This window comes from Glaciecola siphonariae (assembly GCF_042652645.1).
Classification (GTDB): Bacteria; Pseudomonadota; Gammaproteobacteria; order Enterobacterales; family Alteromonadaceae; genus Glaciecola; species Glaciecola siphonariae.
In genome coordinates this window covers 31505-47388 of sequence record NZ_JBHSGU010000017.1, presented here as the reverse complement: position 1 = coordinate 47388, position 15884 = coordinate 31505, and the positions used below count along the sequence as shown (strand labels likewise).

The 15884-nt window shown below is 45.3% G+C and carries 9 protein-coding genes; 5 read left to right on the top strand and 4 right to left on the bottom strand.

The features are described 5' to 3' along the window. Positions 1-104 precede the first annotated feature (104 nt). Entirely contained in the window at positions 105-3134 is a 3030-nt protein-coding gene (locus ACFO4O_RS15515; protein ID WP_382410166.1) for a TonB-dependent receptor, read from the bottom strand. A gap of 530 nt (positions 3135-3664) precedes the next feature. Here ACFO4O_RS15515 and ACFO4O_RS15510 point away from each other — a divergent pair. Beyond that, positions 3665-4387, top strand: a complete 723-nt coding sequence (locus ACFO4O_RS15510) for a SapC family protein (RefSeq protein WP_382410164.1) — start codon at positions 3665-3667, stop codon at positions 4385-4387. Positions 4388-4530: 143 nt separating this feature from the next. On the opposite strand, the gene ACFO4O_RS15505 is transcribed toward ACFO4O_RS15510, so the two are convergent. After that, on the bottom strand, positions 4531-6492 hold the full coding sequence (locus ACFO4O_RS15505) for an endo-1,4-beta-xylanase (protein ID WP_382410162.1): 1962 nt from the start codon (positions 6490-6492) through the stop codon (positions 4531-4533). Positions 6493-6613: 121 nt separating this feature from the next. Next, complete coding sequence (locus ACFO4O_RS15500) at positions 6614-7381, bottom strand: AraC family transcriptional regulator (protein WP_382410160.1); 768 nt, start codon at positions 7379-7381, stop codon at positions 6614-6616. A 200-nt stretch (positions 7382-7581) separates the two neighbouring features. Here ACFO4O_RS15500 and ACFO4O_RS15495 point away from each other — a divergent pair, with 200 nt between their 5' ends. The 4 genes from ACFO4O_RS15495 to ACFO4O_RS15480 are packed head-to-tail and all read left to right on the top strand — an operon-like array spanning position 7582 to position 12284. Continuing rightward, a complete protein-coding gene (locus tag ACFO4O_RS15495; protein ID WP_382410158.1) occupies positions 7582-8637 on the top strand; it encodes a sugar phosphate isomerase/epimerase family protein in 1056 nt (351 codons plus the stop codon). Positions 8638-8663: 26 nt separating this feature from the next. Then, positions 8664-9905 carry an MFS transporter gene (locus ACFO4O_RS15490; protein WP_382410156.1) on the top strand — a complete coding sequence of 414 codons (1242 nt, stop codon included), beginning with the start codon at positions 8664-8666 and terminating at the stop codon, positions 9903-9905. 13 nt (positions 9906-9918) lie between these two features. After that, on the top strand, positions 9919-10533 hold the full coding sequence (locus ACFO4O_RS15485) for a gluconate 2-dehydrogenase subunit 3 family protein (protein ID WP_382410154.1): 615 nt from the start codon (positions 9919-9921) through the stop codon (positions 10531-10533). 17 nt (positions 10534-10550) lie between these two features. Continuing rightward, positions 10551-12284 (top strand): GMC oxidoreductase, encoded by a 1734-nt coding sequence (locus ACFO4O_RS15480; RefSeq protein ID WP_382410152.1) that lies wholly within the window; start codon positions 10551-10553, stop codon positions 12282-12284. A 194-nt stretch (positions 12285-12478) separates the two neighbouring features. Here ACFO4O_RS15480 and ACFO4O_RS15475 read toward each other — a convergent pair whose 3' ends face one another. Beyond that, positions 12479-15877 (bottom strand): 3-keto-alpha-glucoside-1,2-lyase-like domain-containing protein, encoded by a 3399-nt coding sequence (locus tag ACFO4O_RS15475; protein ID WP_382410150.1) that lies wholly within the window; start codon positions 15875-15877, stop codon positions 12479-12481. Between the last annotated feature and the right edge of the window lie 7 nt (positions 15878-15884).

Here is a 15884-nt window from a genome sequence, read left to right as displayed (position 1 = left end):
TATCTTGCAATTTTATTCAGAAAATAAAATAAAAAATAGCCGCTAATGGAAGCGGCTATTTACACAAGATAATGTTTCTACATTGCTAATCTAAATCATTCAGATTAGAAAACGTAACGAGCACCTAATTGGTATCTAGCGCCCTGATCATTCAATCTCCAAAGCTGACGTTCGTTTCTCACGTGAGAACGTTCGTCTTCATCGGTGATGTTGATGGCTTCGAGGAAGACAGATAACTGGTCGTTCACATCGTAGCTAAGATTAACATCAATCTGATCATAAGCTTCAACAAAGATTGGGTTATTGAAACCGCCTCTAGACGCTGTTGCTAGATAATCATCACGCCAGTTCCACGCGATTCTTGCAGCAAATCCATCTTTTTCATAGAAACCAACAAAGTTTGCTGTGTCACTTAAGCCCACTAGCGCAAATTGTGATTCGCTAGGCAGTGCTTCGGTATCGTAGGCAACGTCGCCGTTTACTATGGTGTAGTTCGCTTGGAATCCGAAACCACTTTCACCGAAGAAATGTTGAATAGCGAATTCTGCACCGCGTATCTCAGCATCTTCGTTGTTTAGAGGTTGCGTCGTTCTGAAGACCATTTCAGGGTCACCGGCTTGTGGGATGATATCCACTGCCAATTCAATCTCCTGAACCTGCTGCTCTGAACCGGTGTAGTCAGCCGGTGAGCCACCTTGTTGGATAATACCCATCATGGTAAACAATGAACGGTTATCAACCGCTACGCCTAGGTCTTGAAGCGCTTGTCGTGCCGCTTGCGCTCTTGGGCCAGCAGTTTGGTCTAAGATGCCAGCGAAAGTTCTATCAACCGTACCTATACCGATGAAGTTTGAAACACGCTTTTCAAACAAGCCTACAGATACATAACTATCGTCATAATAATATTCTAACGAAACGTCAAAGTTATCTGATTCAAGCGGTAGAAGCCCCGGGTTAGACGAGTTGGCAGTTGGAATAGCGCTCAGCAACGATGAACCGTTAGTACTAAACCCACCGGCTGATGCTCTAAGCGCACCATATCCAGCTCTTGCGATTGTTTTACTATAAGAAAAACGGCCTTTCAGGTCTTCCGTAAACATGATGTCAAAGTCCATGCTTGGAAGAATATAATCGTAATCAGACTCTTCGCTTAGTGGCGTAGCCTCTGTATCGGCAGGTGTAAAGCTGCTAAAGTCATTATCACTTGCCCACACTAGGTAAGATGGAGCAGTGAATAATGATGTTGACGTTACATCAGTTTTCTCGTAGCGCATACCTGCTAGGAAATTAGTTTCCATTCCGCCAAGTTCACCTTGAAGGGCAACTTGGAAGTAGGCTGCAAATGAATCTTCTTGGAGATTGTCTCTCGCTTCAAAGATGGGGTTAGGCGCGTAGTTATTGTTTGGATCAGGGTATAAACCCAAAGCAAAGCGCATTAGTTCAGCAGCATCACCAATAAAGCCTGTGTTAGGGTTATCAGCGTTGTAGTCATCGAATTCGCCCGCAATATCGAAGGGCTGAATCATGCCTTCAGGGAATTCACCCGGATTAGCAACACTCCATCCACCGAGGTTCATTGGTAACCAAGCGGTTCTTTGAGCGCTCATTTCCATTTCGCGGGTTTCAATACCAAAATCAAACTGTCCATCGTCAAACTCAAAGGTGCCGTCTAGTTTTATTTGAGTCACGTCGGTGATTTGTTGGTGATGGTCGATAACACCAATTGAAGAGCCTACATCACCAGCGTCTAATACACCGTTTCCGTTACCACTTAAGCCAAGTCCACCACGGTCAAAGTTATCGTTAAGTTCGGTTACAAAAGTAGGGATGTCGCCGTCGAATGTAAGCGTTTTAGCAGCTACTGTTGGTGCACCTAAACTAGTTCGTATTTCACTGATGCCTAAATCGCTATCACCCTTACCGGTAGGCAAACTTTCAAGAGTTGAGTCATGGAAATCAAAGCGGAACGAAAGATCGTCGTTCATTTGATATTCAAGATTGAAACCCAAAGATTTAAGTTCGTTAGCTTGGGTACGAAGTTGTTGCTCGTGACCTTGGTCTACCACACCGCTGTAGCGCTCAGAAATTGAGATAGGTGTTGCGACAGCAGAGTTATCAAACACTACTCTTTCTAGGTTAGAGCCGTTTTGAATCCAGTTACCTAGTTCGCCGCGTTGCTCAACCAAGTCGTTTTCTGCATAGGTATAGTCAACCGTTGCAGTAAGGTTTTCCATAGGACGATATTGGAAGGTCACTTGTCCGTTTGTTCTCTCACGCTCTAGATTTGAGAACACATAGCGGAAATCATTTGGACGTGCATATAATTGGCCAGGTGCCGGTGCGTTTTCGAATATAGACGCATCGAATTGATTGTTGTACAGGTCGTTTTCGCCCCACACACCAATATTCCATTCGTTAACCGTTACGCCGGTAGAGCCCGAATCACGTTTCTGGTAACTAGCAGATACGGTTACACCGAATGTTTCATCATCATTAACGAAGTTGTATATACCAGAAAGCTCTGGTGTCACATCATCGCCTGTGCGATTGGTGGTGTCGTGTACCGCTTTTACGCCAATGGTGCTGCGCATAGTTGGGTTTTCAAGTGGGCGAGCGGTTAAGATATTAACGGTCGCACCGATTCCACCGGTTGCTATGTCTGCTTTACTGGTTTTATATACTTCAACCGCGCTAACGCTCTCAGACGCTAGGTTAGCAAAATCGAAGGCACGCGTTGGTGCGCTTGAACCTGCATATACGCCACCGGCTGGCATCATACGGCCGTTGAGGGTAATCATGTTGTTACCACCACCAAAACCACGAACGGTTATTTCAGACCCCTCACCATTCTGACGGCTGATTGATACACCGGTAATACGCTGTAGTGACTCTGCTAAGTTTGTGTCGGGAAACTTACCGATATCTTCTGCAGAAATTGCATCAACAACACCTACGGAGTCGCGTTTTACTGCGGTTGATGCTTGTAAACTTGAACGAATGCCCGAAACTTGAATGACTTCAAGTTCCGCATCGTCATTTTGTTGTGCCATTACAGGTGTCGCTGCTGCGCCGCAAAGCAGAACAGAGATACTGGTAGCTAACACAGACTTTTTAAAACATTTGTGTGCTTTCATCGATGTTTCCCTTTTTGTTGTGTGTACTATTTTTGTTGCTTCTGGTGTCTAATTTAGTTGCTCAGCGCGATGAAACAGCCCTTACGTAAATATTCCATATCGCCTATCAACTTCACCCATTAGCAACAACTACAGCATGCAATATTCTAAATGGTATCGTTTAAAATGTTGCATTTATGTTACGAAAACATAGTTGGTAATTACTATTTTTCGTGAATTCTTTCATTGCCTATTCATTTTTATAATAGTTATGAACGCCTTTGTCCATATCAATCTATAACAAGTTTGACTTTTTCCGCCTTAAGTTTTGCGGTTTGAAGCTTTAAATACTGTACTAGGCCGTAACATTAATTTCACATGTTCGTTTACATCGGCCAATCGTTTTATCTCTTATTCTACTGATGATTCATCAAAAACACGCTCCGCTGCAGGCTTGCTTATCTTCATTCGAAGATTTAATCTCACAGCCCTTATTTTCAAACCGCTAGCGCTAAAAATTCGCTTATTGCCACTAAAGGAGTAATTAAGTCATGGCAAATCACAAAGTCTTAAATAACGTCGAGCATAAACACACAAAGGTGCTTACACACTGCTCTGCTCAATATGGTCATAACGTTGGCGCGATTCAAGTTTTCCCAAACGAGATTACGCGTGCTCAGTGTGAGTATCCTATTTTGTTCCTAAAGCAAGCCGATACCGAACAATTTCAATGCTTTGCAATATTGGGTCTTCATCATGACGAAAATTTATTTTTGGATGAAGAGGGCGTTTGGCGCGCCAGCTATGTGCCTAACATCGTAAAAAAAGGACCTTTTTCCATCGGTTTTCAAAATCAAAGTGATACCAACAACGATGCACCCAAGGCCGTGATTTTGATTGATATGGACGATGCGCGAGTTAATGAAGATGATGGTCAGCCGGTATTCCTGGAATTTGGAGGAAACAGTAGCTATTTAGAAGGTATTCAAAACACTTTGGCAGAACTCGACCAAGGAGCGAATTTGATGGCGCCTATGTTTGCCGCATTTGAAAAGCTGAATTTACTGGAATCATGCGCTCTTGACATTCAGGTCAGTGAAGAAACGACGGTTAGGTTTGAAGGTTACCACACGATTAACACAGAGGCCTTGAATCAATTAAGCGGTGAAGATTTAGCTCAGTTAAATCAGTCAGGTTTATTGTCGGTTGCATTTGCTGCAATATCATCTTTAAACAATATCGAAAAATTAGTGACGCTAAAGCGCGCGAAATAAACATCAACCGAAAGCCTAAAACACGCCATGGAAAACCCCACTAGCACGCTTGGAGTCAAACTAATACACATACGCAGCGTTTGTTCGCTGCGTGTTGTTATGACCAAATTGTTAAAGAGCAATCATTTTGCGGCACCAGGCCGTTAATTAATTTGAACCACCCACTGATTGGCAGCGTTGGGACTCAGAGCAACTGACAATACTTGAGTTTCACCGTCTATGGTTACGCTTATTTCATAGTCGCCATAAAAGCCTCTGCCGGCGTACTCGCCATTAGCATTGGTAGTCCCGTTAAAATCATTCCAAAATGTACCGTAAACCGTTTCTTGCCATGCCGCTTGATTGAGTTTTGGCTGCCAATCTTCTGTATACATGGCTGCGTTTGGACGCCAATGTGCACCGGCCCAAAAACCCCATTTCTGCACGCCAACCGTAGCGGGGTGGCTGAAGAATATGGTAAGAAAGTCGCGGGTAAAATCTGCCTGCATTTCTTCATCAAAGGTATCTACATCAAACTCGGTTGAGCGAATTGCTAAATCAGGAAAAGCGGTATGATATCGGTCGATTATTTCGTAAATACGCGTTATGGGCGTTGGGGTCGTACTAAAATGGCTTTGTATACCGATGCCTGTAATTGGAGCATTGTTGGCAATCAGATAATCAATAGTATTGAAAAAGTGATCTTGGTGAGCAGTATTTGTACCGCCACCAGATACGATTGAATAATCGTTAATGTATAAAGGAATGTCTGGATTTTCTTGAGCAGCTTGAACGAACCAATCAATCATCACTTGGTCGCCAAATGCATCCATCAGATAGTGATTATCAAAGGGTTCATTGAGCACATCCCATTCGTCGACTAAACCTAGGGTTTTTCTGCTGACATCTGCGATATGCTTCTGAACTTCTGTTAATACCTGAGAGTCTGCGTTTTGCGGAGCATCGGCGGGCATGAAACCTTGCACGTAGTTAGGCATGTTGCGTTTTGATGGCCAAACCATGACATGTCCACGGGCATATAAGTTATTATCATTCAACCATTGCAATGCACTCAGCGCGTTTTCCTGCGTAAATGGGTCGCCCCATTCGCCTGCCCACGCGCTCCACTTCAAGTTATTTTCTAATCCGCTTTGATTAAAGTTCTCAAGCAGTTTCTCTCGATATGTTTGGCTATCAGCGTCATCAAAAACCAAATGCCTAGCGGCGGCGACTGAGCCAAAGTGATAGGCATGCTTTTTAAGCTGAATATCGACATTAGCATCGCTTACTGGGCTTCCATCAGCGCGTTGCACTTGCAGTGTGAAGTCGCCTTTTCGATGTTCCTCTATTCGTGCAGCGGCATCAGCCCTCCATGCTGCATCTGCATCTCTTCCTATATAGCTTGGCCGCGTTAAAGGTAAATCGTCAATTGATAACGTATTTTTATAATTAAGTAGCGTAATGTTAGCGAGTTGCACCGTCTGCGACTTGCTGCCGTTTCCAAATCCAAACTTGAGCGATATCTCGTTAGCGTCAAAATCGCTCCCTATGGTCATAGGGAGATAATATTCTTGCCACTCGCCCGAGCTAACTAATTGATAGAAGAGATATTTGGTATAGTCCGGCGCTGGCGATTCGACAAAGGCCGTTACAAAACCCGTTCCCGTTTCGTCTGCCGACGCAAGCATCTTAAATTGCAAATAAAGGAGTACAACATCGCCTTCACTCAAGGCGGCGTTTATAGGGTAATTAACTTGGCCATTCCAAAACTGGCCAGTTGGCTTATCGACCACAATTTGAAGTGCAGAATCGAAATCGGGATGCTCAACCGAAACCGTCTCTGCATAACCTACCGGACCGTTGTTGTCTCCTGCAATTAACGTGAAGTCTGTCGCAGGAGTAGCGGTAATAATAGATTCGCCACCCGCCGGTATGTTTGGATTGTCAGGTGTACTCGGCTGTTCTGGAGCAGGCGGCTGCGATGGTGGAGGCGTTGGAGCCTGTGGAGGCGCTGGTGGAGGAGTGGCTGTGCTTTGTGACCCACCGCCGCCACACGCGCTCAGGAAACAAACGATTCCAGCTAACAACAGAAAAGATTTAATTGGGGAGTGTACCGTGCTGTCCAAGCGACCACCGACGTAATTAACATATGCTTTACATAAGAATAACTGTGCAGCTACAACATCGGTTATGCTGAAATCGGTCGAAAATACAACAAAGTCGGCGTTAACGCTTTTTTAACAAGGTTTAAAAAGCGTCATTTTGACCGCTCGATTCGAGTATTTGTTTACGCAGTTGAGAGGGTAAAACACCAAATAAGGCTTTGAATTGCTTGCTAAAATAGCTGTGTTCTGAGAACCCGCACTGGTAGGCTATTTCCATTATTGGCTGCTGTGTTTCAATCAGTAATCTTCTGGCGTTCTCGAGTCTTATTTCGTTTAAAAACTGCTTAGGCGTTTTTGACAAATATTTTTTAAATCGTCGCTCTAGCGCACTTACCGACAAAAATGCCAATTTAGCGAGTTCTTCAATACTGATGTCTTGATGATAGTTTTGTCTGATGTACTCAACCGGCGCTTTTATAGCACTAATTGTTGAGAGTTCATGAGACGAGCGCTCCAAATGGTGGGTAAAGCCATAGCTACCCACTATGTCCCCATGACGATTAAGTAGGGGCCGTTTTGTGGTTGAAAACCAAGCGAATTCGCCATTTGGTCGAAGGTTGAGTTCGATTCGGTTAGTGACCAACTCTCCGGACATGACTTTTTTGTCGTCCATCATAAATTGTTTTGCGATGTGCGGTGGAGAAAACGAATCGTCGGCTTTTCCAATGACTTTCCCTAGTGTTTTAAACCCATAGGTATCGAGCAAAGCCTGATTTGCATAGATGATTTGACTGTTCTCGTTTTTAATCCAAAACAAAGTATCTGGCAGTAAATCAAACATATGTACGATTTGTTGTATTCCAATTTCGTCTAAAAAATCGGTATCTATCATTTCTTGCCAAGTATTCATTGTTTTTCTCAAATTCTAACTGCTGATTTCCACAATATCATAACGCCGAATATGTTGCATGCACAACCGAATTTCTATTAACCCTTGTTAAAAAACTGCATTAGAGTTTATAACAATTATTTTACATCCAATTTGATACATTCGCAGCAAATTGTGATGATAGCGTTTTCAACCAAACACAGCGAATCGAAGGACACAGAATGAAACAAATTAAAGGGCCTGGTATTTTTCTCGCACAATTCGCCTCAGACGAAGCTCCTTTTAATGACTTAAACAGCATATGTGAATGGGCGTCAAGCATTGGCTTTAAAGGTATTCAGATGCCTTCATGGGACAAGCGCTTGTTTAATCTGGAATTGGCTGCTGAAAGTGATGACTACTGCCAAGAAGTGACCGGCACACTGGCATCTCATGGTTTAGAATTAACTGAACTGTCAACGCACTTACAAGGTCAGTTGGTCGCTTCACATCCCGCTTATGATACGATGTTTGATGGCTTTGCAGACGAGTCAGTTCGAAATAATCCAGCGGCTCGCACCGAATGGGCAATTAATCAAATGCACCTTGCGGCAAAAGCAAGTGGTCGTTTTGGCTTAAAGTCTCATGCAAGTTTTTCAGGCGCTCTGTTGTGGCAAACCTTCTATCCTTGGCCGCAAAGACCTGCAGGCTTAGTCGAGGCAGGTTTTAAAGAGCTGGCAAAACGCTGGAAGCCCATCCTTAATTCGTTTGACGAAGCAGGTTGCGATGTGTGTTATGAACTGCATCCCGGCGAGGACTTGCATGATGGCATCACATTCGAAATGTTCCTAAAAGAGGTCGACAACCATCCCCGGGCAAATATTTTGTACGATCCGAGCCACTTTATTTTGCAGCAGCTAGATTACCTCGCGTTTATCGACATTTACCATGAGCGTATCAAAGCTTTCCACGTGAAAGACGCAGAATTCAGACCGTCAGGTAAAATGGGTGTATACGGCGGTTATCAGCCGTGGATAAATCGCCCAGGTCGTTTCCGCTCGCTTGGTGATGGCCAAATAGATTTCAAAGGCATTTTCTCTAAAATGACTGCCAACGATTTTGATGGTTGGGCAGTGATGGAGTGGGAGTGCTGCATGAAACATCCGGAAGATGGCGCCCGTGAAGGTGCAAAGTTCATTAGCGATCACCTCATTCGCCCCACCGACAAAGCCTTTGACGACTTTGCTGGCTCCGGCGCAGACGATGAACTTAACCGCTCAATTCTTGGCTTGAAGTAAGCTTAGCTTTAATAAGGAATATAATAATGACAATAAGTGAACACTTGACCGAAGCGCAAAAAACGCGTCTGTTTTTATTAAGCTGCATTGCCTTGACCGTCACGGCGATGACCTTTGGTATCCGAGCCGGCATATTAGGTCAACTAGGGGTTGATTTTGGTTTGACTAATACGCAGTTAGGCTACATTACTGCGATGGCCTTTTGGGGCTTCCCGCTTGCTACTATTTTTGGTGGTTTACTATACAACGCGATTGGTGCGCGCATCCTGATTTCGCTTGCCTGCGTGTGTCATATTGCCGGATTAGTGTTGACAATAATCGCCGATAGCTTCTGGGGATTAATGCTGTCTTCGCTGTTGGTGGGCTTTGCTAACGGCTCTGTTGAGGCGGGATGCAACCCAGTAATATCTGAGTGTTATGATAAAAACAAAACAACGATGTTAAATAAGTTCCACGTATGGTTTCCCGCGGGGATTGTTATTGGCGCGCTGATTTCCTTCGCTATGTCGAATGTTGGGCTTGGCTGGCAGTTACAGATTGCGGTCATGCTACTACCCACTGCTGTTTACGGGTTTATGCTCTTAGGAGCGGTATTTCCGAAACATGACGCAGCGATTGTTTCGACCTCCAACAATTTCAAATCAATGTTTACGCCGGTATTTTTATTCTTATTCGTGTGCATGACCATTACCGCACAAACTGAATTAGGTACCACTCAATGGGCCGATAAGATACTTGCCGGAAGTGGTGTTCACCCCATGGTCACCTTAGCCCTAATTTTTGGTATTATGGCTATCGGGCGTTTCTTTGCGGGCCCTCTGGTTCACAAATTCAATCCTACAGGCGTATTGCTATATTCAGCGGTAGTATCGACGATTGGTTTATTTATGTTGTCTCAGTTTAGCGGACCTCTTGCGATTGTAGCAGCCGTGGTATTTGCGCTAGGCGTGACTTACTTCTGGCCTACTATGATTGGTTGTGTTGCCGAGTATTTACCACAAACAGGTGCACTTGGTATGTCAATTGTTGGCGGTGCTGGAATGGCTTCGGTAGCAGTTTGGGCGCCTATTGTAGGTGGTTGGGTTGACGCTGCAAATGCAGATGCTGCCGCGGCCGGTGCAAGTGCAGAAGAGATTGCTGCTATGGCAGGACCTATGGTGTTACAGAACTTAACGCTATTCCCTGTGGTCTTAATCGTCGCTTTCGGTGGATTTTATGTCTACATGAAAAAGCGCAACTCAGCGTCAAGCGAAGCGAACGCTGCTTAATCGGATAGCAATTATGAAAAAAGAAGTACGAGAAACTAATATGGATCGCAGAGCATTTTTACATACGCTTTCTCAGGCCGTGGGTTATACCGCGGCCGCTTCTGTTTTGGCAGGTTCAGGTCTGTCGGTTGCATTGGCGTATTCACCGAAAAGTGATAGTGCCAGCCGCCACGGACTCCTATTTAGCCAAGCACAGATGAAGCGTTTAGCCAGTATCGCCGACACCATATTGCCTGCAACAGATACAAAGAGTGCATCGGCAGTTGATGTTCACGGATTTGTTGACCACCAACTCGTGCAGTGTCACAACGAAGGCCAACAGCAAACGTGTGTGGCCGTAGTGGATTTTATTGAGTCAAATGCCAAAAAGGCATACTCAAAATCGTTTATTGACTTAGATGCTCAGCAGCAAACCAAGGTATTAAGAGATATCGAGGCGCTTAAGACAGCTGATGAAGGTCAAAAAGGGCAATTTAAATTTTTGAAGTCTCTTATTGTGTTTGGTTATTTCACAACAGAAGAAGGCGTTACCAAAGCACTTTCTTTCCAGCCTTTCCCCGGCGGATACAAGGGCTCCATTCCAGTTGAAGCGGACACCAAGGTATGGGGTTCTCTGAATTACTACTAACAGAGTAGATTGATGTTATGAAAGATGACTTATATATAAACGAGACGCGAGAAGAGTTTGACGTCGTGGTAGTGGGCTCCGGTGTAACCGGTGGCTGGGCTGCGAAAGAATTTACTGAGCGCGGCTTTAAAGTATTGATGATTGAGCGCGGGCGCGTGGTTGAACATCGTAAAGACTATCCTACCGAAGCCAAACCGGTATGGACATTTGAAAATCGCACCAAAGTTAATAATTTGCTCACCGAGCAACAGTACAAAGTTCAATCCACTTGTTATGCATGGAACGATGCTACAAAGCACTTTTTTGGCAACGACCGTGATTTGCCCTATAGCACCGAAGAAGGGACAGATTTTTGGTGGATCCGCGGCAATCAACTTGGCGGAAAATCACTCACTTGGCATCGTCAATCGTATCGTATGAGCCCTTACGATTTTGAGGCTAATGCAAAAGATGGTTACGGAAACGATTGGCCTATCCGCTACAAAGATTTAGAAAAATGGTACTCATATGTTGAAAAATGGGTTGGGATTTCCGGTAATGCCGACGGCCTGCCGCAGCTCCCCGACAGTGAATATTTGCCTGCGTTTGAGTTGAACTCTCCTGAGAAGGCTGCAAAGCAGCGTATGGCAGAAGCTTTTCCTGACCGACCTATGATTATTGGTCGCGCTGCACATCTATCAAAGCCCTCAAGGATTCATATTGAACAGGGGCGTATGCAGTGCCAAGCCAGAGATGAGTGTCAGAAAGGCTGTTCATTAGGTGCTTACTTTTCAACGCAAAGTTCTACCCTACCGGCGGCGGTTAAGACCGGTAATTTACATATTGCACCTAACTCAGTAGTGCACAGCTTAATATACGATGAAGCTAAAAATCGCGTGCGCGGCGTTAAAGTGATTGACGCTGAAAACCTAAGCACACGTGAGTACTTCGGCAAAGTCGTGTTTTTATGTGCATCTACGCTAGGGTCTACGCAGGTATTGCTCAATAGTAAATCGAAATCTCGCCCTAATGGCATCGCGAATACATCAGGCGTGACGGGCCACTATCTCATGGACCACAACTATAACGCTCGCGCTGGCGGCAGGTTGCCAGGCTGGGACGATGAATACTATTCAGGAAGACGTCCAACTGGTATTTACGTGCCTAACTTCCAATATACGCCTGAAAAGTATAAGAAGCACTACGTTCGTGGTTATGCCCTAGGCGGTGATGCCGTTCGCTCAAATCATATGGGCGGTGCCCATGCAGACGGTATTGGTGCTGACTACAAAGAGTCTCTTACTAAGCCGGGTTCTTGGCATTTTGGTTTTTACGCGCAGGGTGAAACTTTGCCTCAGTTCGACAATCAAGTTTCACTTCATGAGAGTAAAACTGATAAGTGGGGTATTCCGCAGCTGCACTTTAATACTAAGTGGTCTGACAATGAAAAGGCCATGATGGACGATTGTGCACAAGAGTGTGAAGCTATGCTCAAAGCTATAGGTTGTGAGGATGTGCAGTCGCAGGTGTCATATGAGACGAAGCCTTTCGGTTCTGCTATTCACGAATTAGGTACTGCTCGCATGGGTAAAGACCCCAAGGAATCTGTATTAAATGGCTGGAATCAAAGCCACGATATTCCTAATTTGTTTGTCACCGATGGCGCGAGTTATTGCTCTTCAGCAACGGTAAATCCGTCGCTTACCTTTATGGCGTTGACGGTGAGAGCTGTTGATTATTGTGCTAAAGAGATGAAGCAACGCAGAATATAGGCTTGCTAAAAAGACCATCGTTTACGCTAATTTTTGTTAAACGTTAATTAAGGTCTAGACATAAAAAAAAGCAGAGCATTTAAGCTCTGCTTTTTTTGTGCGTCACGCTAATTTGTGTAGTTCGTTGTTATGTGCAGCTTACTCTGTGCCTCCGCGCTCATTTAGTGAGCGCGTTTATAAGCTAGTTTATAACTTTACTTTTTAAACTCATGGGCGCTGTAATACGCGTTGAGGCTTTGCGTGCCGCTGAGTTCCTGAAGTTCCTCGTTTGTCAGAGCAATATGAAAAATACGTGCGGTTTGTTCAGGGTGTACCGCCGGTATGACTGGGTTTGCCAAAGTAAGCGTTAGCTGATTTTGAGTGCGATTGACACTCACCGATGCAACAGGATTGTCGGCTAGTCCCATCTCCTCTGAACCATAATCAGGTGCATCCCTATACGTCCATGAGTTTACCCTGAGCGATTCTAATAGTGTCTCATCTGAGAGTGAATCGGGAAGAGGGCGAGTGAACGATAGGGTAAAACCGTTTTGTGTAATGTTGACATCTTTAATGTGCAACGGAGTACTCTGGGCATTGTAAGTAATACGTTGTAAGGCTGCAGCGTTGCCGCCTTTTGCATGCCAACCACGGCCTGTTTGCCCCAATAGCATGCTGTTATCGGGCAAAAATACTGGCCTCATTACACCCGATTCCATGCCCTTTGCAAAGGGGATCATAGCGCCTTGCCATTGCCCGTTAACCTTCTCATAAACAACACGCGAGAGGTTAGACTGCGTCTGATCGCCAATAAACATCTGCCCTTGATAAGGTCCAAACGCGCCGTCAGTGCTGTCCCAAACTGGGTTTCCTAATGAGTTGGCTACCTTTCCATGCGCTACAACAATGACCGCTTTTTCTTTACGCTTGATTACCTCAGGCCAGGTGACTTCTTTTGAGTCGGGAGTCATGCCCGGTTCATCTATTAGGCCGGCAGGATGACCGTAAAACTTATCGTCCTCCAGCATAAATATCTTGGAACTGCCCACAAAATCGCCTTGATTATCGGCGTACCAAGGCTGACCTGATAAATCAGCGCCTAAGCCAGCGGGGCTGCGTAAGCCATTGGCAAAGTACTCATATTCGCCCTGCGGCGTTACGCGCACTGCCCAGCCTACATACCCACCATGGCTGCCCATTACATTGCCGCCAGCGGTATAGTAAACGCCCTCGCCAACGCCCAAGTTGAGCGTCAATACATAGTTTCCATCGGCGTCTTTAACTGGACCGTGGGTATAGGTGTGGTAGTTGCCGCCATTAGTAAAGGCATCAAACAGCGTTTCGTAATAGTCGGCAATACCATCACCATTGATGTCACGAATGCGTGTAAGTTCTGCTTTGTTGCCTACAACAGCGACCGATCCATCATCTGATTCTGACAGCACCCCTAAGCTATCAAAAATACCTTCTGCAAAGAGTTGCCATGAATCGTTGGTTTTTTTCCAAACGCCAGCGGTACGGGTCGATACAATCACATCACCGTTTTTTAATGGGTCTAGGCCAATAGCTTCAAATAACTGTTCGCGTCCAACGTTATCTTTGGGCGCATACCAATCTTCGATGCTGTAGCCAGGTGGCAGCTCAGCTTTTGCAGCAGCTTTTTCAAAGGCTTGTTTTTCATAGTTAAAGTCAAGCAATGGTGCTTGCCATGGCGTATCAATCGTATTGATGACCGCGGTCAAGCTTGCTTTTAAATTAGGGCTTGCTGGTAACTCCCATATGCCGTCGGTGAGCGTGCCAACCGATACCTGTAGCGCTTTCATGAACTCAGTATTGACGGCAAACCGTTGAGTTTTATTTACTTGTCCAGTGACTTCAATACTCAGCTTGCCATCAGGGCTAATGGTGTGTGTCAACGCTAAATCATTGCCGCTTACATTAAAATAAAAGCTTACAGGTGCTTTGGGCTTGGTAGAGTCACGAAAATACCCTTTAAACTGTGCGTCTTGCTCAGCAATTCTCTCAGCGAAGGGCACGGTTGAGTAAGCGCTCGCTTTCAGCGTATCAAAGTCTTTGAATTTAGGCGTTTTAAATGAAAAATCTACTAGCTTGCCGGCTTGGTTGTATGGGCGAATGAGGCCGCCGAATGCGCCGAGATTTAACTCAATAGCCTGATAACCCATTTCAAAACCGTTTCCGCCTCTGCCGGTGAGCTCGCCGGATGTCTCTAAAAATCCACCTTGCCATATTTTGGCTACTGATAAGTTTCGTGGGTCAAAGCTATAATGTAGGCCATTAGGTTGGCCCACATGAATGGCTCTTGCACTTACCTCAGGCAGTGGACCTCTTTGCATGCGCACGCGGTCTTGCACGACAAATTGCATAGTATCTTGCATAGGGTCGTATTCAACAGGACCATCAGCAGGCTCTAGCCTGACCAAAGGACCTTGTTTCCACAAGTCGTTTCGGCTGAGTAAAAAGGAGTAAATTGCGCTCACGTCTTTATCGGGGATAACTTGTTCATTGTATCTGGGCATAATGGGTAAATAAGCGCTTCCGGCTTTACTGCCGGTTTCTGCAATTGCTAGCTCAGCCTCAGCGTTACGAATACTTCGCTTTAGATAGTTACTATCAGCCCGTACTTCGTAAATGTGCCCTTCTTGGTTTTGCACTTCACGCTTTCTGGGTTCGCGGGTAAACAGAGCATACAAATTAGGTCCGGTTTTCACCGATTTATCATCTTTTTGAATAGAGTGGCATTCAGCGCAGCCGTAATTTTTAAAGGCAGATTTTCCTTGGTCAACGAGGTTCACTAGTTGTGCTTCATTTGTTGGCTCGCCGCTCTTTGCTGGCATGCTTATTTGACTAAAATCGGCTCTGGCAACCAGCACATTTTTAAGGGCGGTTTGTCCTTCAATCGCATCCACAGACAAAGGGCCGTTGAGCTCCTCCCAGTGAAAGGTTGCGTTTTGCGATGGTGCAGGTGCCACGTAGTTACGCTGCACCTGCTCCCCGTTGATGATGACCGACATAATCAAGGCATCTTCAATCTTATTGTGCCCTTGGTCATGACGCGGAGCACGAAACATAATACTTAAGGAGTGCCATTGGTTTGGCAAAAGTTGCAAGGCTTTTAGCGGGGCACTTCCACCAAATGAGCGATTTGGATTATCTTTATTCCACTCGTCCCAGCTTGGCGCTACTGCGCCGGGTGAGTTGAGGTCGGCCGTGCCATTGTCGCTCATGCTCAAACGCACAGGATAGCGCCCCATCAATAATATATCAGCTGCGCTACCGGGGGTTTGCATAAACTCTAGCGTTACAATTTTGTCGGAATAATAGTCGGCAGACATTATATGTGAGCTGGTATCTTCAATGTCGGTGCTTACAGGATTCGGCGTCGCAATAATCGTCCCGTTTTTGTCAGCCTTCACACTAATTAGCCGGCCGTCAGACTCGGCTGAAGCGGCGGGTGTCCAGTGCGGCGCGTCTTGAAAAAATTCACCGTTGAAGATTTGCTTAGAAGCAACATGTTCTGGATCGTTCGCATGCGCCGGGAGCACTGCCAATAAGGCGCTCGCTAATCCACTTATGAGTATTGTTGTGTGTTTCATTTATGCT